The sequence below is a fragment of the Photobacterium alginatilyticum genome (genome assembly GCF_009910675.1).
In the GTDB taxonomy this organism is placed as follows: Bacteria; Pseudomonadota; Gammaproteobacteria; order Enterobacterales; family Vibrionaceae; genus Photobacterium; species Photobacterium alginatilyticum.
The window spans coordinates 209,535-230,518 of record NZ_RSEJ01000003.1 but is presented as its reverse complement, the minus strand read 5'-3'; the positions used below and the strand labels follow the sequence as shown (position 1 = coordinate 230,518).

The 20,984-nt window shown below is 47.6% G+C and carries 12 protein-coding genes and 1 tRNA gene; 5 read left to right on the top strand and 8 right to left on the bottom strand.

The genetic code is table 11. The features are described 5' to 3' along the window. The first annotated feature begins 115 nt into the window (after positions 1-115). Positions 116-8,431, top strand: coding sequence for an RHS repeat domain-containing protein (locus tag EIZ48_RS04765; protein WP_160648935.1), 8,316 nt, complete (start codon positions 116-118; stop codon positions 8,429-8,431). 75 nt (positions 8,432-8,506) lie between these two features. Beyond that, positions 8,507-10,003, top strand: a complete 1,497-nt coding sequence (locus EIZ48_RS04760) for a Ca2+-dependent phosphoinositide-specific phospholipase C (protein ID WP_160648934.1) — start codon at positions 8,507-8,509, stop codon at positions 10,001-10,003. Between the two features lie 453 nt (positions 10,004-10,456). Here EIZ48_RS04760 and EIZ48_RS04755 read toward each other — a convergent pair. Beyond that, positions 10,457-10,547 (bottom strand) — tRNA-Ser (locus EIZ48_RS04755). A 117-nt stretch (positions 10,548-10,664) separates the two neighbouring features. After that, positions 10,665-11,273 (bottom strand): LysE family translocator, encoded by a 609-nt coding sequence (locus tag EIZ48_RS04750; protein ID WP_160648933.1) that lies wholly within the window; start codon positions 11,271-11,273, stop codon positions 10,665-10,667. Positions 11,274-11,437: 164 nt separating this feature from the next. On the opposite strand from EIZ48_RS04750, the gene EIZ48_RS04745 reads away from it, so the two are divergent. Next, entirely contained in the window at positions 11,438-12,805 is a 1,368-nt protein-coding gene (locus EIZ48_RS04745) for an aminotransferase-like domain-containing protein (protein WP_160648932.1), read from the top strand. Positions 12,806-12,864: 59 nt separating this feature from the next. Here EIZ48_RS04745 and cspE read toward each other — a convergent pair whose 3' ends face one another. The 3 genes from cspE to EIZ48_RS04730 form a co-directional block, all read right to left on the bottom strand. Beyond that, positions 12,865-13,077: a transcription antiterminator/RNA stability regulator CspE gene (gene cspE / locus EIZ48_RS04740; RefSeq protein ID WP_075766705.1), complete on the bottom strand. Its 213-nt coding sequence runs from the start codon at positions 13,075-13,077 to the stop codon at positions 12,865-12,867. 290 nt (positions 13,078-13,367) lie between these two features. Beyond that, positions 13,368-14,033: an SDR family NAD(P)-dependent oxidoreductase gene (locus EIZ48_RS04735; RefSeq protein WP_160648931.1), complete on the bottom strand. Its 666-nt coding sequence runs from the start codon at positions 14,031-14,033 to the stop codon at positions 13,368-13,370. Between the two features lie 94 nt (positions 14,034-14,127). Next, positions 14,128-14,676 carry a zf-TFIIB domain-containing protein gene (locus EIZ48_RS04730; RefSeq protein WP_160648930.1) on the bottom strand — a complete coding sequence of 183 codons (549 nt, stop codon included), beginning with the start codon at positions 14,674-14,676 and terminating at the stop codon, positions 14,128-14,130. Between the two features lie 260 nt (positions 14,677-14,936). Between EIZ48_RS04730 and EIZ48_RS04725 the strand changes: the two genes are divergently transcribed. After that, the gene (locus EIZ48_RS04725) at positions 14,937-16,154 is read left to right on the top strand and encodes an iron-containing alcohol dehydrogenase (protein WP_160648929.1); all 1,218 of its coding nucleotides are present in this window, start codon (positions 14,937-14,939) and stop codon (positions 16,152-16,154) included. Here EIZ48_RS04725 and EIZ48_RS04720 read toward each other — a convergent pair. Then, entirely contained in the window at positions 16,151-16,906 is a 756-nt protein-coding gene (locus EIZ48_RS04720) for an alpha/beta hydrolase (RefSeq protein ID WP_160648928.1), read from the bottom strand. The genes EIZ48_RS04725 and EIZ48_RS04720 overlap by 4 nt on opposite strands. Positions 16,907-16,910: 4 nt before the next feature. Next, a complete protein-coding gene (locus EIZ48_RS04715; protein ID WP_160648927.1) occupies positions 16,911-17,285 on the bottom strand; it encodes a DUF2784 domain-containing protein in 375 nt (124 codons plus the stop codon). A gap of 818 nt (positions 17,286-18,103) precedes the next feature. On the opposite strand from EIZ48_RS04715, the gene amyS reads away from it, so the two are divergent. After that, positions 18,104-19,636, top strand: a complete 1,533-nt coding sequence (amyS, locus tag EIZ48_RS04710; RefSeq protein WP_160648926.1) for an alpha-amylase — start codon at positions 18,104-18,106, stop codon at positions 19,634-19,636. A gap of 105 nt (positions 19,637-19,741) precedes the next feature. Here the strand turns inward: amyS and manA are convergent, their stop codons facing one another. Beyond that, on the bottom strand, positions 19,742-20,941 hold the full coding sequence (manA, locus tag EIZ48_RS04705) for a mannose-6-phosphate isomerase, class I (RefSeq protein ID WP_160648925.1): 1,200 nt from the start codon (positions 20,939-20,941) through the stop codon (positions 19,742-19,744). Positions 20,942-20,984: the final 43 nt, after the last annotated feature.

Here is a 20,984-nt window from a genome sequence, read left to right as displayed (position 1 = left end):
AAGCTATCAGTTCGCTGTAGATCCTTCACGTTCAAACAACAAAGACACTGCCCCGCTTATCAAACTATCAGCAACTAATTGCCGGGGAGTTTATTAAGATAAGGATGCAAAAATCATGAGTAATAATGACAACAACCAGATACCACAGGTCCGTCCCAGCCAATTCGAAAATGATATCAACGGTATCTTCAGCGATAGCGTTAACCTGTTTCGCGGTGATGTAAACCTATCCTTGGACTTGATTTCCCTCAAGGGGCGCCACGGACTGGATGTTAAAGTCACTGCTACCTATGGCAGTAACGTCAAAGGGGATGTCTACAACTCGAATGTCAGCGCTCCGACAAGCATACTCGGTCTAGGCTGGCAACTGCCATTTGAACGTATTGAAGTACAGAGTCGGGACAATGCATCCTCCGGAGACAATCAATACTACCTGTATACTCAAAACAGTGCCATTGAGCTAGTCGTGACCCAAAAGCCTTGGCGTCGAGCCACGCTACCAATATCTGCAACCAACACCTTAAATGAGGGCAAAATAGATAATACCATTCAGGCAAGCTTTATCGAGTCTGGACTTGCGCTTGATCTCAATGCCAATGTTAATGTGCTTACCGCCAATCAACACTGGCAAATCATTGACGCCACAAACCAGCGGATCTTTACCATCAAAAATAACACCAACGATCTAACGGTTCTGGCCGGGGGGGTGGCCTTTGAAGCCTTTCAGTATGATTTTAGCCAGATTCTCTACTATGCCCAATTTGAGCGCTGGGAGCTGGTGAAAGATGATGGCACCACCTACTTTTTTGGCGACAGAAATAACCGAAACAATACCCTTCAATGGCAAGTAAAATGGGACAACTGGAAGGGCCAATCCAGCCTTGCTAAGAATTCTGCTGGCACTAAACTGCAAAGCCGCACACCTATCGCCTGGAACCTGGCCATCGTAGAGGACATCTGGGGAGATACCATCACTTTCAGCTATGACACTGTAGAGCAACAGGTGGGTGAAGAGGGGCTCGCATTTACCAAGGCCTGCTATCTAACCACGATTACCGATATGTTTAGTCGCACAGTTAACTTCAACTACGCAGAGAAGAAATATGTAGTTGACACCCCTGCTGGAGCCAGAGAGTATCTTGCACCCAACTGGAGCACCCCCTACGAACAAGTCCCAAACAATAACCCAAGCCCCTACCAAGATCGCTACGAAACCCGATACCTAGATAATATTGTCGTCAACAACCCACAGCAGATCATGCTGTACAAAGTTCAACTGAGCTACGATACTGATTCCAACTTTAGTGGCTATAACAAAGACGAGCCCCTATACGGCGATACGGTAAAACGGACCCTTACTGGTATTCAACGCATTTTCACCAATAACTGCTCAGCTCCCGGCCTAGAGCTGGCTTATTGGGGAGCGGGAGCAGTCAATTCAGGGGCCTTGCGCAGTGCAATTACACCCAACGGGGCGAACGTAGAATACCAGTACAAACAACAATCCCTGCCCCAGTGTGACCGACAGTTTGAGATTACCAACCCCTGGCCTAATGTGGCCAAACCCCGTATCTGGTTTGGTTCTGATTATGTGGTTAACCTCTGGCTAAACGAATCCACAGATCAGATCCATGTCACCCTCTACACCTGGCTGGGACGCTGGCAGAAGTGGGTACCGAATGAACAGATTATCGATGCTGCATTCGATATCGACAGCATTAACGTAGTAACCACAGAGAATTTTGCCTGTCTAAGTTATACCACCCCACAAAGCGTCAAGTCCTATGTGCACATCTACCATAAAGATAACCGCAAGTGGGGAGCCTGGCTGGATACTGATCCGATCACTCTCTACAGCAACAAGCTACAACTCGCTGCTGGCGATAACTTCTTTGTTACCTGTGATCAGGATAACCGCATTCTTTGGCGCTATACTTGGGACTGTTTCAATAAGGCTTGGGTGATAGACAATGTCTCTGACGTTCTGGCCAGCGGCGACCCAAACGGCATCCCTTACCTGGCAGCCACCAACAAACATTACGCCATTCTCGATTACGGTGCGCAAAGTGGAGGCGAACACCACAACCAACTGAGTCTCTACTATCAAACAGACGGTTCCGATGATCCAAGCCGAAATTATCAGTGGCATAACGGTGCCTCTGAGAGCATGATATTTTCCATGGGTGGATATAATCCGGAAAATTCCTTCGGCTTTCATACCAGCGCCTCGTTTATCGCCCTTACTTATATTACCAGCGAGGTTTCACTCAGCTTTGACTACAATGTGACAGTGATTGGTTGGAATAATAATTTCAGCAATTTAACCAGTCATGATTTCAACTATACGCTACCCAAAAGTAACCCCTCCAAAGTTATCACCATTCCATTTATCGCTCAGTTTGTTGACAACAGTATGATAGCTTCCGGTCCAAATCTGCTGCGTTACAATGGTGAAAGGTGGCTGGCCAATAGTGACTTGGATTTTCGTGACACTCTCAACGATACCGATATCAACTGGTTTGCCTACGGCCATGACTACGCAATCCACACCAGCAACCGGGAGTATGCGGTTCAATCCAAACTGGTGGCTTTTGATGCTACCACCAACAACAATAGCTGGGATAACCCTGCTATAGATCTCTATAGCAAAGACGATCCCACCACTGACCGCAAACGCCACTACTTCCCCACTGCCGGAGCGGATATTGCCACCATGGGAAACCGTATCTACCACCGGGGTTCACAAACTAACTGGGGAGAGGCGGTTAGCTACTTCGAAGAGGGCCCCTATGCAATCGACAGTACCACCATGATTAACCAAGGGCCGCGTTTTCTCTCCTGTCTTAATATTGATGGTTCCACCGCGAAAAACACCAGTATCTGGGGCCTGCGCAATCAGAGTCTTGCCGGCAAGGATATTCTCGATCAACGCTACTTCACCCAGATCAACAGCGATGGCTCGGTGAAGGCAAATACCAATGGCCAATATCCTTCTGGTCTCTCGACCTTTATCACCTATTTGCCAATGAATAAAGACTTTGACGATGCCAAGGGTATTACCCTCAATCGGTATCTTGATAATACGTTACAGGGTGAACTGGTGGATTACTGTGTGGAATCCATGCAGATAAACAACGGCTATGACACCAACACAACCTGCTATGTATTTGATATTGGAAGCGCCACTTGCGATCCAACTGGCTCCGTCTTCAAATACTATAAAAGTACCTTTTTTCCAGGCACTAATGACCCAGCAACACCGAGTTTTGGATATACAGAGAACCATTATTTTAATGGCCTAACCAATGCTAACGGACTTAACCACAACAATACTCAGCTATTCACAGGTGATCCAATCGCCTCTGGTTTACTGGATGGCCAACAGATCGAACAGAAAGTCTTTGACGCCGATGGCAACTTACTTATTCATGAGCAGAAACAGATTGAGGCATTTATTGCGGTTAACGCTGGAGATGTTGAATATCCCCTTTTTGGTGGCTATACCCGCTGTACTCAAAGTGTCAATACCAGTGACGGACTGGAAATTACTACTGACTTTCAGTACGACTGTCAGTTTGGCAAAGTCAGCCAAGAAAGCTTCACCAATATCACCCGGGATGGTCAGGAAGAGATTATAACGAAGGCCTACGGCTACGGCTTCCAGGCATATCGTTGGTTCCTTGAAAAGAACGTTATAGATGTGCCATTCAGCCAATTAGAAACCGTCTGTTGCTCAGAACAGGGCAGTCAAGAAACTCAGATCGCCGGCAGCCTGCAGCAATATGCTGCCCACCCCCGTAACGACCAAGAAACACTTTCCGTTGCCCCTACCGTCTATGCGGCATCCAACGCCTATATACTGAAAGCCCAAACCGCTCCTGCCACTTTAACACCGTCAAAAATGGTACAAAACGACCCTGGCGATACCTGGCAGCAGATTAATACGGTCCTATCACGAACATTCTACGGCATGATCAGCAGTCAACAGGATGTGACAGGTAAAGTTGAAACCACGTTATGGGATCGGAACCAAATCCTACCCATAGCCAGCTTTACTAGTAACCAGCAAAATAGCTGTGATTTTGTCGGCTTCGAACCCTACGAGGACTACCAGGCAACTTGGCAGCTTTCGTCATCCGACCAAAAGCTCACCGACTATATTGTCACTGGTGATGCTTATACTGGAAGTAGCAGTTTCAAGCTGATCAGCAACCAGACCCTAATGAAGGTCAGTCCATTGCTACAATCGCAAACGGTAGTAATATCCGGTTGGTTCAAAGCTTCTAAAGGCTATCTCGATGACAGCGGAGCGGTCTACCTAGAAGCCTGCTCGAACGCTAACTCCAACCAAAGCATTACGATTGAACCTGACAGCGAGGAAACCTGGAGCTACTGGCAAGCGGTAGTCAACCATGATAGCAATGATACGCAGTCGCTTGCCGTTTCCTTTACCAATACCAAGTCATCCACATACTTATTGTTTAACAATATTACCATCACCCCGCTGGCCAGCGAGATGGATGCCAAGTTCTACGATGTGATCTATTGTGACGAAATCGCCTCAATCGGCAACAATTCCAACACCCAGCGCATAGCCTACGGGCCCATGCGGGAAACATTTGCCGAAGTGGGTCCAAATCTGATGACTAAACAGGCAATGGTAAGCTTCAACCCCAGATCCTGGCAGTATGTTTCGCCCCGCAACTATGAATACCCTCAAGATAATCCCACCAGTAATCTGGTACTGATGGCTGCACAAGGAGGCATCTACGAAACCTTTACGGATGGCGACCAAATCTGGCAGCAGTGGCAGCGAGACAACCGCGGGGCATGGCAGATACGAAATGGCCAGCTATGTCATGATGGTACAGGTACCAATAGCATCTGCTGGACAGCAACCAGCGACAGCATCCCTTATGCCATCGGTTTAACCTTGAGTTCCCCTACCCCCACCAAAGTGGCCCTGACACTAGCCATCGGAGAAAACCTCAGTGCCAGTTGGGACCCGCAGAATGGCTGGAGCCTGACACTGGATGAAACCACTTACACTAACACTCAGGTCAATGGTCAGGTTCCCTGCAACTTATTGTTAGTGCCGCTAAACGGTTCTGTTTTGCTATTTGCAGATGGCCGCCAGGTGTTTGCCGTAACCAGCCATTCGACAATTAGTGGCACTTTTGCTCTGACCGCCGAGGGGGTACTTCAGTTTGCCAACCCGGTAACGCTGCTAGCGCCTCAAGCCTCGATGAATTACCGCGATGCCAGTGATAATGAGATCCAATCACAGGTACTCAACGATACTCAGTGCCTTGTGAAACAAAGCATTTACGACACGATAGGCAATCAAATTGCAGATACCCGTATCGCAGCATTTGACAATACCCTCTTTGGCTATCGTAGCCAGTTTGTCACAGGACTTGATGCTGCTAACGGGATAATGTCAGGAGAAATCAGCGACTACTACCCGGATGATGAAGGTTACCCCTATAATGGCACCCGTTACGAGGCCTCTCCTTTAGGCCGTCCGCTACAGAAAGGGCTACCAGGTAAACCTTTTGCCATCACCGGCAGTAACAGCCATATCACTCAACTCAACTACCAAGTAACTGACCAGACCTACATTGCGGATATTTCGTTTCAAGCAGGTCAATTCCTAGTCACGTCAATCACAGATGCCAACGGTGCTCTTGTATTATCGATCAAAGACCGACGCGGGCAAATCCTGGGAAAACAAACCAATGAGGGAGACATCCGTCTTGATGCGGTCCAGCAAGTATTTGACAGCGCAGGCAATATCCAGAAAATTCTTCATCCCAATTACTTTTCAGGTACCAGTGACGCCAGTGCCTTTGTCACAGAGAACCGATATAACTTCCTTGGTCAACTAACCACTCGTACCAGCCAGGATACGGGAGAAACTCAATATATCTACGATCCTGCGGGGCGAATACGCTTCAGTTCCAACGCTCTTACCAAGAAGACAGGGACGGTTCTCTACAAGAAGTACGATATTCTAGGACGCATTACTGAAGAGGGACAAGTCACCCACGACTGGGGAAATGGAGCCCAGCTACAAGCAATTGCTGACAGTGATCCCGACTACCCGCACAACGGCAACAGAGAAACGGTTAATCGCTACGATGGCAATGGTGATGACATTACCTTACGTGGACGCCTCTGGACAACCCAAAAGCTTAACCTGTTCAAAGGGAGCGAGAGCCTTACGGAGAATCGCTACACCTATGACCTTAACGGAAATGCAACTAGCTGCACTTTAATAGTGTCTGATCAAGCCGAGCAAACCACTCAATACCAGTACAATAATCTGGGCAACGTGATTCAAATCCGTTACCCGATCACCGCGCCAGTTTCCCTAGTCTGCTATAGCTACAACGCTATAGGCCAGAATACGGCTATCGGAACGGCAGATGAGCCTGATAAGTTTGCTCGCTACCGCTACAATGCCGACGGTAGTCTGGCTAGCGAAGAGTTAAACCAGCAAGGCCGCCGCCCCTTACTACGCACCCTGTCCTATAACTCACCAGGCTGGGTCACGGAAATTAATAATCAATATGCTGACCATAGTGACATCCTAAGACAGCAGTTCAGCTACACCACTGGTGGTTACGATGATGCAGGATACTTTAATGGCAACATTGCCAGCGTAGCCAATCAAAATAGTATTGCCCCTGAACGTTCTTACGACTACCACTATCGCTACGATACACGGGGGCAGGTAAGCATCGCAGAGCATAGCTCCGATCCAACCTATAGTATCGGTGTTGGTAATCCGGTTGCCTTCGATGCCAATGGAAATATCCTAACTCTGCAACAGGGAGATAACCTTCAGTGCTATGACTACCAGGTAAACACCAACAGAGTTACAAAGGTCGCAATTGATGGTACTACCTTGCAGAGCTTCACCTACGATGCTGTGGGTAACGTTAACCAATCAAGCTACAGGGCAATCCGCTCTATCACCTATAGCGCATTGAGCAACCTACCGACTCAAGTGACCAAAGAGGATGGCAGTATTCTCAACTTCGCCTACAACGGCATCAACCAGAGAGTACTTAAACACCATAGTACGTCAGGGCAAACCCTTTATGTTCATGGCTTTAGCGATTACCCGTTATTGGAAATCATGCGCGATGAGAAAAGTCCGGATAAAGCTGTTCAGTATATTTATGGTGTGGGCGGCCTGCTCTTGATGATCGAAGACAACACCCCCCATTACATATTGAAGGACCAACAAGGCTCGACCCGGGCCGTTGTTGATGAGTGCGGCACAATAAAAACCATGCTGGATTATATGCCGTTTGGTCAGTTGATCGGTAATTGCTACGGCGATCTCAGTGTTATCCGTTACCGTTTTACTGGCCAGGAGACTGATGAAGAACTAGGTCTCTACAACTATAGAGCACGTTTCTACGATCCGACCCTAAGTCGGTTCTATTCCTGTGATCCAAAATTTCAATACGGCACTCCATTTGCGTACTGTAATAACAATCCAGTAAACAGAACTGATCCATCAGGTCAGATTGCAACCTTTCTGACCATACTGATTGTCGGTGCCGTTGTAGGGGCTGGAGTGGGGGCTGGGGCAGCAGCCTATACGGGGGTGAAATCGGGTTTAAATGGACGTAAGCTTGCGGGGTATATCTTTTCAGGAGCCGCTCTAGGTGCAGCGGCTGGTGCCCTGTCTGCGGCTGGTGGTGTGGGAGCCTTTGCCGCCGGTTCAGCAGCCGCTAGTGTCGCAACGACCACGGCTGGAGGTATCGCCGCTGGTGTCGCCGCTGGTGCTGCAGTTGGAGGTGCAGCAGGTGCAGCTATAGGAGCAACCCAAGGGGTAAGCCAGCACTTTATTAACGATGCATTTGGCGTTGCCAATACAGGCAGCTGGCAGCAGTCCCTGCTATCCGGAACTATTACAGGTGCCATTGGTGGAGCTATTGCCGGTGGCGTGGCCGGCGCAGGCGGAGCTTTAGCCACTCAGCAAGCTGCCCGCTATATGGAAATAACTGGCAATAATGGCTGGGCCTATAGCCCTCGTTCACTAACTCAGGTAAGCGAAGCGTACAGCTCTTTTGGCCAAATGGGTGTTGTTCCTCTTCCCTCCGCTGTCAGTCGCATACCCAATGTCAACCTACCAATAGTCGGGGGACTTCAGTCTTTTGTCCTGAGCAAGTTTAGTATGCCAACCATCAGCAGTGTCGTTGGAGCCATCGCCAAGCAAGCAATAACCCCACTATTACCATCTTCGGAAATCAGCAAAGGTACCAGTAATGACTTAACACCAACCCAAAGCGGTCTGAATCTAATGACAAGCTACTATGGCAAGATAGCCTGTAACCCTTCTATGAGTGGCAGTGTGGGACTGGAAACGGCTTTGGTATTGGACCCTAGCTACTGGAATACCAGCTCTCAATAACCCCCCCCAGTAATAACGCTCAGTCAACGTGACAATTGTTGGCTGAGCATCACCCAAGAGAACAAGGATTGTACTATGAATGATGCAAATGTTCGTTATAACCAAATCAGACAAAAAAGTTCCCACAACTCATATCAACGTAAAGAAGGCTATCCAACTCAGGCGCTTTATTGGCGGATACGATCGATGGAAATTGATATTCATAGCGGAAACAACGGTTCTGGCTGGCCGCAGCTAAACAGCGACTGGTATGTTTACCATGCATCCGTCATTGACCAGGGGACAACAGTTAATACTCTGTGTGATGCCCTTGATGCGCTCAAGGCATTTCACCAGGCTGTACCGAACCACGAAGTGATCACTATCTGGCTGGATTTAAAGGATGACTTTGACTCTAACAGAAACCAAACGCCAGAATCTCTTGACCGTTTAATCAGTGATACGCTGGGCCGTGACAATATCTGGGGACCATCCGACCTGATCGGCTCTTCCTCCAATCTTCAAGCAGCTGTTGCAAGCCACCAATGGCCACCCCTTAAGAGTTTGCAGGGAAAGTTTATCTTCGGCTGCACGACAGGAAACCTATCCAGCCCCAATTCGGTACTGAACCAGTACGTTGACAACGGCGCTACAGCCAGCCAACGACTATGCTTTGTAGCCCCAGAAATCACAAAACCAAGCGATCTTTTAAATCATAACTACGCGGTAATGTTTAACCTCTCTTCGAGCCACACCACTCTGGCTCAGGATGTATTTAATGCAGGTTTTATCAGTCGAGCCTACGGCTTAAACTCCCAAAGCCGCTGGAGTCGTGGTTGGAGTAGCAATGCCAATCACTTGGGCACAGATAAGGTTAACACCTTTACTGATAAGTGGGCACGAACAGACCTGCCTGAAACCGGCTATCCATTTACCGGAATTGATGCCTCATTGGATTCTGACCTAACGGAGCCAGGGCAGTTATTTGCAATTAACGTTAATTCGGGGGATATCTGGAATAGTAAGGATAGCTTCTATTTTCAGTATGATGAGTTCGACAACACATCGAACAATGTACTGACGGCCTTTACTGCGAATCCACAATCCCATGTAAACAACTTTATTAAAGGTGGCCTTATGGCTCGGAGCAGCATTGCCGATGACTCAGCCTATATAGCGGTTTTCCAAACAGGGGATAATAAAATCCGTATCCAGTACCGGGGAAATGATGGAGACAATAGCCACAAAATTGATGCGATGATACCTCATGGAGTCAATGGCAAATCAGTTGTTAGCAACAATACACCAATCTGGTTAAGGTTAGATATTCAGAGTGATGGGAAACGGGGCGTCGCCAGCTATTCAATTAATGGCTCAGAGTGGATTAGAATTGGACAGGTTAGCGTCAATTCAACACTTAATCTGCAAGGCTGGGCAGCCGCCTCCCATAACGATGGTGAAATCAAGTGGTTATTTGGTGGTATGGATGCCCCAAGTTTAGGCCAAGCGATTGGATCTGAAGCATCTGGCCGCTTTATTAATGAAAGTGGCGAAGCTGCCAGTCTCGGCCCATACCAAAGTAATTTTAAATAGCTTTAATGTTATATTATTAAGCGTTATCCCCGGGCTAGAATAGTCGGCCCGGATTTACTTCGCCCTACGGGCCGTCACTCTAAAACGCCTTCGGCTAGCAACGTTGTCTCGCTTCGCTCGGCTGCCCCCTAGATTCTGGGTATAAAAAAACCGCTGATAGTTCAGCGGTTTTCTTGAATGCGGCGGAGCGCTCTAGGTATAGGGGGATTTTCAAATCCCTATCAAAATTTAACACCCTAAACGACGAAAGCCCAGCATTTCTGCTGGGCCTTCTAATGTGGCGGAGAGATAGGGATTTACTGCTCGCAAGCTCGCGCCCTTCGGGCTATCGGCGGAGCCGATGTGCTTTCGCTTCGCTCAGGTGAACCCCCATCTAGGCTTCTTCACCCTATCTCATTCGTTGCCAAGCCACAGATGTAAAAAAGCCAGCAATTAAGCTGGCTTTTTTGAATATGGCGGAGAGATAGGGATTTGAACCCTAGATACGCTACAAACGTATGCCGGTTTTCAAGACCGGTGCTTTCAACCACTCAGCCATCTCTCCGTAAGTGCGCGAATAATACGGGGCTAACTTAAGCTTGTAAAGGTCTAATTTTGCATATATTTTCCAACTGTCGAACGTTCAAACAGTTATCGCAAATTTAGACAGTCATTAACCACTCTATATACCAGCCGTAAAGGCCGGAGCAAGCGAAACAATCGTCAGCAAACCGATGCCAAGGTTGAAAACACGTTGTTTTCCAGGGGTGTCTAAATGCGTTTTTATCCAGCGCCCGAGCAATGTCCAACAGCTATTGGCAAAAAAGCCAAATACCGTAAACACAACAATAATCGCAAGAACAGACAGCCAGTAATCTCCGGGTAAGCTATAGCTCGTTACCAGTGCCAAGCAAGCCATCCACGCTTTAATATTGCCAAGCTGGAAAAACATTGCCTGCAGGAAAGACAGAGGACGTCCCCCTTCTTGGTTGTTAGCCATGCTGTTGAGTACGATCAATTTTGCTACCAACCATAACATATATCCCAACCCCAGATAGCGTAACGCACGATATAACGTCGGATGCTGTTCAAGTGCAATTGCCACCCCTCCGGCACAGAACAACAATAAGAAGACGATACCAAATCGAATACCAACCAAGTGCCTCACGGACCGACGAACACCAAACTGCGCCCCTGAGCTTGCCAGCAAAAAATTATTCGGACCCGGTGTCATCGCGGTAACAAACGCAAACAAACTCATTGCTGGCAGCAACTCCCAAACAGTATCCATCTTACTTTCCTTCACACTGTGTCACTCAATGAACTCAGCGTAACGAGAGAATCGCGTTAATACCTATTGTTTATGCGTCACCATGACAATTCTTTTATTTCCTTCTCTTTCTCCCTTATCTATTCTGTATTCAACAAGTAAATGTCCCCCTTGAGAAGGTGACAATGTTCATTCCCGATCTCTCAGGCCGTCTCGGCCCCAAGTTCATTGCACTGGCCGATGCATTTGCCGAAGCGATAGAAAGCAATGAGATAAAGGCAAACACCAAGCTTCCGCCTCAGCGAATTCTTTCATATCGACTGGGTGTTACGGTAGGGACAATCACTCGTGCCTATCAAGAACTTGAGCGACGAGGACTGATAGAGCCCAAGGTTGGCAGCGGTACCTATGTCAAAGACCGGCAAGCAGAACAGGATACCTTCTACCATCCGATCACAACCCGGGAAGGCATTGATCTCGCTATTTGCCGACCACTGCTATTAAGCCAGCAACAGCATCTTTCCGCTATTTTACAAGATTTGTCCGATGAACCGACGGCACAAAAAGCCGTTCTGGATTATTACAGTACCGAAGGATTGCAGGGGCATAACCACACCTTGCAGCAATGGCTCACAAAACGCCTACAATGTGATATTGATAATCGTCGTCTGATCTGGACATACGGCGGGCAACATAGCTTAGCGATTATTGTTCACGCATTAACGCGCCCAAAAGAAACCATATTGGTCGAAGGGTTGTGTTACGCCGAATTCGTCCATACCTGCCAGCAATCCGAGCGCAAGCTCGTGCCGGTACAGTTTGATGAAATGGGGATCATTCCTGAAGATTTGGAACTTCACTGCAAACGCCACAAGCCTCGGCTGCTCTACCTGACCCCCGCGGTTCAAAACCCGACAGGGATACAGACGAGTGACAGCCGTCGCTTGAAAATCATTGAAATCTGTCGCCGCCACCATGTTCTGATCATCGAAGATGATGTCCTTTACTGCCCGCCAAGCCACCGTAAAACACCACTTGTAGCCATCGCTCCTGATATCACGTTATATGTCGGAAGCTTTTCCAAATACTTCGCAGGCGGTTTGCGCGTCGGCTACCTTATCGTGCCACTCTCTTTACGAGGAGAAATGCAAAAAGCACTGCGGGCAAATTGTATGCATATCAGTCCGCTCATGATTGATCTGGTATGCCGATGGCTAACCAATGGCGCTATGGAGCACGTCGACAAGGAAATCGCCCTCGAACTCAATGCCCGGCACCGATTGCTGAACCAGTACTTCCCTCAGCACAGTAACAATGTCGTACCGGGCTTCAACAGCTGGATTCCCTTGCCCGAGCCTCTAACCGGCTACCGTTTCAGCCATCGGCTTCAGGACAAAGGCGTTCACGTGCGCGAGGCCGAAATGTTTACAGTCGGTCGATACCCGCCCCCAGCGGCGATACGGATTTCGCTGACCGGGCCTACCAGCCGGAACCAGCTAAAAACTGGACTGGAGATTATCAGGCGTGAAATTGATTTGAGAACAGAGGACTAAACTGGAAGAAAACAGAAAAGGCCGCCAATGGCGACCTTTTATTGTCTTTACTTTCAGACTTATAGCGCTACAACATTTGCAGCTTGAAGACCTTTCTGGCCTTGCTCAATGTCAAAAGAAACTTTCTGGCCTTCAGCCAGTGTTTTAAAACCTTCAGAAGCGATTGCTCGGAAGTGAACAAAAACATCGGCACCACCATTATCTTGCGTGATGAAACCAAAACCTTTCTCTTCGTTGAACCATTTTACGATACCAGTAGCTGAATTAGACATATGATGCCCCTTATATATTCATGAATTAATCGCGAAAAGCGATATGCTAATCTATTGAATTATCTAATGTTACGAGAAATATAAGGAAACACATAGGTACTATACGCTAGCGTATAAGTAGCTGAAGGTTTAACTTGTACTTGATGTTGCATTCAATAACTCTCTGTAGAACTGGCCAAGATAATACCAGTTGTTTATTTTTTGTACAGCGATATTTTGATCTTACTCCCAAAAACTATCATTGAGACTCAGTGCAACAACAGCAAATAACCTTAAAATCAACGCACTAACTAGTGCCGATTGATCGTAATATCCGAAACAAAGCCATGCTCTGTGGCGACTAGCGCTTGTTTGAGCATTTTCGCGGCTTCTTCCGCCGTCATAAATGAGGATGTATCAAGCGCTTTGCCACTGGTTTTCCAAAAATCTGTCGCCATACCACCGGGATATACCGCAACCAGCTTCATCGGGCTTCCCTTCAGCTCAAGGCGTACCGATTCAACGAGCCCGCGTACAGCCCACTTAGCCGCGCAATAGGTGGACTCTCCTGCCTTGGCAAGCTGCGCTGCCGTCGACATCACCACCACCACATTAACCTTATGGTCACGATAGCGTGCAACCAACTCACGCAGCAAGAAAATCGAAGACGTGACGTTATTCTCAATCAATTTGTTGATTTCACTTGGGTTCTGCTCTTCAATCGGGCCAAAATACCCGCTGCCTGCGCAGTGAATAACGGTATCTGGCACTTGATCCAGTGAGTCGAATAACTCAGCCACTTTTTCCGAAGCGGTAAGATCAACCGGTGTCGCCTGCACTGGCCCCGGCAAATTGTCAACCACGGAGGAGAGTCGCTGCTCATTACGGCCAGTCAGTACCAGCGGGGTTCCTTCAGCACTATACAGCTGAGCCAATGCCGCTCCCAAGCCGCTACTTGCGCCTGTAATTAAAATCATAGAATGCCTTTTAGAAAGGAATGAAACCACATAATAGTACAACTGCCCTATGTGGTTTCATTAAAGAACTGTTCAAGACAGATATTTCTCGAGGTTACCGCTCAGCCGAATACGGGTCTTCTGCCAAAAGATAGGCTCTCAGATCGGCCTTGTTCGGTTGCTCACTGAGCCATTGGCGGATCTCTTTCACCTTCTCATAAGATTCCTTGCCAAACTTGTCAGCATACAGATCGGCAAAATTGTCTTTAGCCGTGTTCATCCGGATGTTTTTCTGCCACTGAGCAGTCAGCACGGCATTCAATGAGCCGGCAAGTCCACTCTTTTTCATCAGGTCCCACTCACCTTTGTCCAGCCATACACCGCCAACACTGGCGCTATAATCCAGGCGGTGAGCACTCTCCGATGTGATACGGAACTTACGCATAATTTTACCCGACTGCGGGCAAAGCAACGCAGACTCGGTATCCTCGGCTTCACAAGTAACACTGTCAGAGAATTTAAACTCGGGGTTGTTTTCCTTCCAAGACACGTAGTCTTCAACAAGTACCCAGTTACCGCCACAATGCGTGCAGGTATGAGCACGGAATAAATCATCAATAAAGCTTGGAGATAAAACACCGACTTTGCAGCTTGTACACTTCATTATAAATAACGCCTAAACTAACTGATTTTAAAAACACTCTACTTTCAAAACCTTATATAACAATTCAGCATAAAAATCAGCGCGCTTAATCACGCTTTTATGAGTGCCAGCCAATGTTCATTATAAATGCCAGTTCCTCTGGCACTGTATCGACCCCAGGTGACTTTCGTTATTGCCATTGCTCAATTATATGAACCAGCTCCAATACAAAGATATGCTTACTCCCTATAATTCAAACGTCTGTTTAAAAGGATTTTGATATGTTGATATATAAAGCAATGGTAAGCGTCAACAAACAGCTCAACAAACTCGTTACCATCCCCTTCCCTCATCTTGAGGCTGGGATAAACAGCCTCGAAAAAGCGGGCGAACTGATGGCATCGGCCGGGGCGAAGAAGGCCATGATTGTTACCGGCAGGAGCAGTTCTGCAGCCATCATTCCTGCACTTTGCGATTCACTGGATGAACATGGCATCGACTACGCTATCTTCAACCAAGTGATGCCCGACCCGACAATCGCAACAGTGGCAACCGGTGCCGATTTCTATAAGCAATTTCACTGCGATTCAATTATCGCCCTCGGCGGTGGATCACCCATCGATTGCGCCAAAGTGATCGGAGCTAAAGTGGTCAGAGACAGGCCAGTGAGAACCATGGCCGGAAAACTCAAAATCAGAAGAAAACTACCGCCATTTCTTGCGATTCCAACCACGGCCGGTACCGGCTCGGAAGCCACTGTCGCTGCAGTTATTTCCGATCCGGCAGCACGGCAAAAGTTTGCGATCGTCGATCCTGCCTTGCTGCCTGATTATGCGATCATCGATCCCAAGCTGATGATTGGGCTACCGCAAGATATGACAGCAGCAACCGGTATGGATGCACTCACCCACGCAGTAGAAGCATTCATCGGTACGTATAACACGCCACTGAGTGACAAATATGCCAAGCAGGCTATAGAGAAAATCTTCGAATTCCTACCGAAAGCCTATAGCAATGGCCAAGATCTCGAAGCGCGAGAGCAAATGGCGATGGCATCTTATGAGGCTGGCTGCGCCTTTACCCGCGCATTTGTTGGCTATGTTCACGCTATCGCCCACCAGCTCGGCGGTATGTACCATATCCCGCACGGACAGGCGAACGCGATCCTACTGCCCGAAGTACTACGCTTGCTGCACCCATACTGTAAGGTGCGCTTGGAAGAGTTGGCGAATGTCATTGGCCTAAGCAGCGGCAGTGAGTTCATTGAAGCGGTGGTTGAGCTCAATAAAAAACTCAACATTTCGAATGGATTTCCTGAATTAAAAGCCGAAGATATAACACTTATCAGTCAACGGGCACTGGCTGAAGCCCATGGTACCTACCCTGTTCCGGGTTACTTGAGCCAAAGTCAGTGCGAACAGTTGCTAAAGCAGTTTCTTGTTGTGACACCGGAAAAGGCTGCACCTGACACCGAAGCTCCAGAAAAAGCCGAATGCTAGTCCAGCGCCCGCTTAAGCCCTGATACATAATCAGGGAACTGAGAAATTGTGTTGTGGCCTGCATTGTCCACAATAACTACCTCCACCAGCTGATCGCCAAAGTGAGCGATTAGCTGGTCGGTTCTGGCTCGCGGGATCACCCGATCATTTTCGGCTATGAAAATGTAGGTTTGGGCAGTTATATCCTTAACCCGATCCGCTGAACGAAATGTATCCTTGAGCATCAGAGAGACAGGAAACATCCAGTAAATATCCTTTGCCACATTCTCAATACTGTCGAACGGGGTCACCAAAATAAGCGTATCCACGTTCCGGTTTGCCGCCACATAAGTCGCCACACCGGAACCAAGACTTCGTCCCATCAGGGATATCGAATCATGCTGACTCTTTATTGTCTTATAAATATGAACAGCATCACTGTATAGCACCTGCTCAGTAGGATTTCCTGCATTGCTGCCGTAGCCTCGATAGGGGATAAGGTAAACGGTATAGTCGGGCACCACTGCCTCGAAGAAGGGGATGTTCGCTTCTATGCTTTCGGCATTGCCGCCATAATAGATTAACGCCTTCGGTTGCCCCTTGTTTAACGCCCAGCCACTGAGTTGTACCCCATCTACGACAAAGCTGACATTCATCTCACCATATACATTGCTGGCAGGCTGAGGAAAATACAGAAATTTCCGTTGCAGGGAACAGAAAGTGAGAGCGAAAAGTGCATAGAGCACCACAACGGTTACCAATATACTTTTCATTCCCCTACCCTGCTCGCCTGTTCATATAGCAATAATAGACGAGCAAGTAGATTGCAATATTGATCCCGACAGCCACAACACCCAGTACAACCTGAACATCAATACGCAGCCCGACCGGGTAGATAATGGGGATCAAATAATGTTCGACAAAGCCTCCAGAATATCCCTCGCCACCAGCTAAGTGCCTTAACCGGTTTTCCAACGGCGTTAATGGGCAAATCCACCCTTTGAAGCTGATCACTGCAACCCACAGCGCGGCAGGAATATGAAAAAGTAACAGGTAGCCTCGCCAGATCACCAGCAACCCACCCAATAACGCGAAGACGATAAATACGAGATGAAAGATAACAACCAGATCAGCCAATATGCGATAGACCATGAATAACGACCTCTTATCTTAGGTCAAACATAGCCTATTAAAGGCATAACGTTATCCACTTAGACTTTGAGCGGTAAAAGTTATACCGACCCGAAACTCGTGGCTTTCGTGAGTTATCAACAGAAGCTGGGGATAGATTATCTGGGATCAGATAAAGGAGAAATTGAGATAGGGGAAAGAACGCTTTTTCATCAAGTCTATGAAAACCTTGATCATAAATCCCCCACTTCTATGCTGGGCATTTACTGAATCAAGTTTTCACTGACCTGACGGCTTACTATTTCTGTGTTCAATCAGAAACAGTAGAAATACAACGGGATACTATTGCTGAAATGTACTGTTCGCACGAACCGCAAACTGGCTACGGTCAAAGTTAAGCTGAGTTGAAAACAGTGACATGAAGTTACGTAGTTTTTTCATTTTAAGCTCCTAGTATTAATCTGTAACTAATAGTTCAAACTGATTGGCATTCTTTCTTAACAGTTCGATTATGTAACTCAATTCCGTAATTAAATTACACAATAACTATATACGAGCTTAAAAGTGTGATCAAGATCTATTTGAAATGAATTTTAGCAACATCCCAGATAGACGCTCAAAGCCTGTCCACGGCAAGTGTGCAAATGACTATATTTCACACTGACATCACATTCCGTAGCCCTACCGCACATTGGTCAAAATTTGCACTAAGATCAAAAACTTGCTTTCAATCCCCTCACCGAATGTTTGATCTATCAAGCATTTCCCACGGCGATATATGAAAGAAAAAAACAATGACTTATAAAGCGCCTTAATAATAAAAAACAAAGGTATAGAACATGACATGCTTTAAAATAAAACACGGCCTCACCCTATCCGTCACTCTACTGTTATCGCTTAATATCCATGACGCCTGTGCATCACAAAATGGCACCATGATGCAGTACTTCCATTGGTACAACAGCAATGACGGTAGCTTGTGGAACGAGGTTAAAGACAATGCCGCTTCACTCTCTGAAAATGGTATTACTTCACTTTGGCTCCCACCGGCATACAAAGGCGCAGGCGGTAGTAATGATGTTGGCTACGGGGTCTACGATATGTATGACCTTGGAGAGTTCGACCAAAAAGGGTCGGTACGCACCAAGTACGGCACCAAGGCACAATACCTTGCTGCAATTAACGAAGCACACAAAAACAATGTTCAAATCTATGGTGACGTTGTTTTCAACCACCGTGGTGGCGCAGACAAAAAGCTTTGGGTTGATACCGTCAGGGTCGACTGGGATGACAGAAACAAAGAGCTAGGCGATAAATGGATCGAGGCCTGGGTCGACTTTACCTTCCCGGGAAGAAACGACAAATACTCAAGTTTCCACTGGACCTGGTATCACTTTGACGGCGTAGACTGGGATGATGCCGGTAAAGAGAAAGCCATCTTCAAATTTAAAGGCATCGGCAAGGCATGGGACTGGGATGTCAGTTCCGAAAAAGGCAATTATGATTACCTCATGTATGCTGATTTAGATATGGACCATCCAGAAGTAAAACAAGAGCTTAAAGACTGGGGAGAGTGGTATCTCACTACGACGGGCGTCGACGGCTTTAGACTAGATGCCGTGAAGCACATTAAATATCAGTATCTACAGGAGTGGATCCAATACCTCAGAGGCAAGACGGGTAAAGAGTTGTTCACCGTCGGTGAATATTGGAACTATGACGTCAACAACCTGCACAACTTCATCAGTAAAACCCAGGGCACGATGTCGTTATTTGATGCACCATTACACATGAACTTTTATCAGGCGTCACGTTCTGGTGGTCACTACGATATGAGACGCCTGATGGATGGCACCCTGATGAAAGACAACCCCGTCAAAGCTGTCACAATTGTAGAAAACCATGATACCCAGCCACTACAAGCACTAGAGTCACCGGTTGACTGGTGGTTCAAACCATTAGCCTACGCCTTCATCCTGCTAAGGGAGGAAGGATACCCGAATGTCTTCTACGCCGATTATTACGGTGCGCAATACTCCGACAAGGGACACGACATTAATATGGCCCCGGTACGTCACTTAAAAGAGCTCATCACGGCCAGGAAGAATTATGCGTACGGCAAACAACATAGCTACATGGATGATCCAAACATCATTGGCTGGACCCGTGAAGGCGATGCTGAACATCCTAAATCGATGGCAGTTATCATGACGGATGCAGCAGGGGGCGGCAAGTGGATGTATGCCGGCAAGCCAAGTACCGAATTCAAAGATCACCTTTCGAACAGAACGGAAAGTGTCTGGACCAATAGCGATGGCTGGGCGTATTTCCCAGTCAACGGTGGGTCCGTATCGGTATGGATAAGTCAGTAAGAAACACCTGAACGACAAGCTAAAGAAAGCCAGTCACTTTGACTGGCTTTGAATCGGTTTCTATATAAAAAACAATCGATTATTAAGAGTAATATCTTCTAAAAATCAATTGTAAGCACGGGCAAATCGTCCCGTTGAATGCACTGTATAACCCTGAGCATTCGCCGGAATAAACACAGACTCCCCTTTCTCGAAAGTCAGAGTCTCACCGCTTGCATGTGTAACAGTTACCGCCCCATCAATCGCGAACAGTATTTCAGCGCTGGTAGTTGTCAACGCAATATCCTGCTGGCTGTGATAAACACTGAATTTAAAATCAGGAACCGGGATCGGGTAATGCAAACCACCTTCCGATACGTCCGGAGCGAGCAACAGTTTATCTTCCAGCATCGGTACGAAACGCGTACTTGCCACTAACTCGGCAATGTCGATGTGCTTAGGGGTTAGCCCTGCTCGCAATACGTTGTCGGAGTTCGCCATGATCTCCAGGCCCGTGCCATTGATATAAGCATGCGGCGTACAGGCATGCAGGAACATAGCCTCACCCGGTTGCAGGGTCAATACATTGAGCATTAGCGGCGAGAACAGGCCGATATCGCCCGGGTACTGCCCGGCAAGTTCCAAGATTAAAGCAAACAGTTCATCGTCTTTATGCTGCTCGGCGTATGCCAGAAGCCCGGCTAAAGCAGTTTCTTTCACTTCCCCCTGAAGCGAGAGCATTGCCTCGAAGAACTGGCGCAAACCTGTTTCATTCTGGTTTTCTTCCAGTGCAACAACCAACTCGTGCAAGTCAGCAATTTCCAGACAACGGAACAGGCTAACAATCTGACCAATCTCGCGGAAGCCATTCATTGCCTGATAAGGAGTTAGCGCATAGACCAGCTCAGGTTTGTGGTTAGGATCTTTGTAATTACGGTGACCTGCGCTCAGGGGGATGCCTGCGTCTTGCTCTTTGGCAAAACCGACCTCGGCTTGTGCCTTGCTTGGGTGAACCTGGATCGACAGCGCTTTCTCGGCAGCCAGCACCTTAAACAGGTACGGCAGCTCACCAAACTGGTTATCGGTCTCCACGCCAATAGTCGCGGCTTTATCTGCTGCGATAAAATCGGCAAGGCGGGTAATCTCACCCTCAACGTCTATCTGGGAACAACCGTTTGGATGGGCACCCATCCAGATTTCTGCCTGTGGATTACCCTCAGGATTGGCAATCCCAAACAGGGATTCAATGGATGTCGTGCTTCCCCATGCATAATCTTGGATAACATTGTGCATGCGGAAAAAACAAGGAGATGTGGAAACGGTCATTGTTTTACCTTACGTTAAATACTGATTTCATCAGTACAATTAC

Bases quoted from the DNA above. Each gene is read 5' to 3' on its own strand.
- EIZ48_RS04765 (WP_160648935.1), top strand. From the start codon at position 116: ATGAGTAATAATGACAACAACCAGATACCACAGGTCCGTCCCAGCCAA.
- EIZ48_RS04760 (WP_160648934.1), top strand. From the start codon at position 8,507: ATGAATGATGCAAATGTTCGTTATAACCAAATCAGACAAAAAAGTTCC.
- EIZ48_RS04750 (WP_160648933.1), bottom strand. From the start codon at position 11,273: ATGGATACTGTTTGGGAGTTGCTGCCAGCAATGAGTTTGTTTGCGTTT.
- EIZ48_RS04745 (WP_160648932.1), top strand. From the start codon at position 11,438: ATGTTCATTCCCGATCTCTCAGGCCGTCTCGGCCCCAAGTTCATTGCA.
- cspE (WP_075766705.1), bottom strand. From the start codon at position 13,077: ATGTCTAATTCAGCTACTGGTATCGTAAAATGGTTCAACGAAGAGAAA.
- EIZ48_RS04735 (WP_160648931.1), bottom strand. From the start codon at position 14,033: ATGATTTTAATTACAGGCGCAAGTAGCGGCTTGGGAGCGGCATTGGCT.
- EIZ48_RS04730 (WP_160648930.1), bottom strand. From the start codon at position 14,676: ATGAAGTGTACAAGCTGCAAAGTCGGTGTTTTATCTCCAAGCTTTATT.
- EIZ48_RS04725 (WP_160648929.1), top strand. From the start codon at position 14,937: ATGTTGATATATAAAGCAATGGTAAGCGTCAACAAACAGCTCAACAAA.
- EIZ48_RS04720 (WP_160648928.1), bottom strand. From the start codon at position 16,906: ATGAAAAGTATATTGGTAACCGTTGTGGTGCTCTATGCACTTTTCGCT.
- EIZ48_RS04715 (WP_160648927.1), bottom strand. From the start codon at position 17,285: ATGGTCTATCGCATATTGGCTGATCTGGTTGTTATCTTTCATCTCGTA.
- amyS (WP_160648926.1), top strand. From the start codon at position 18,104: ATGACATGCTTTAAAATAAAACACGGCCTCACCCTATCCGTCACTCTA.
- manA (WP_160648925.1), bottom strand. From the start codon at position 20,941: ATGACCGTTTCCACATCTCCTTGTTTTTTCCGCATGCACAATGTTATC.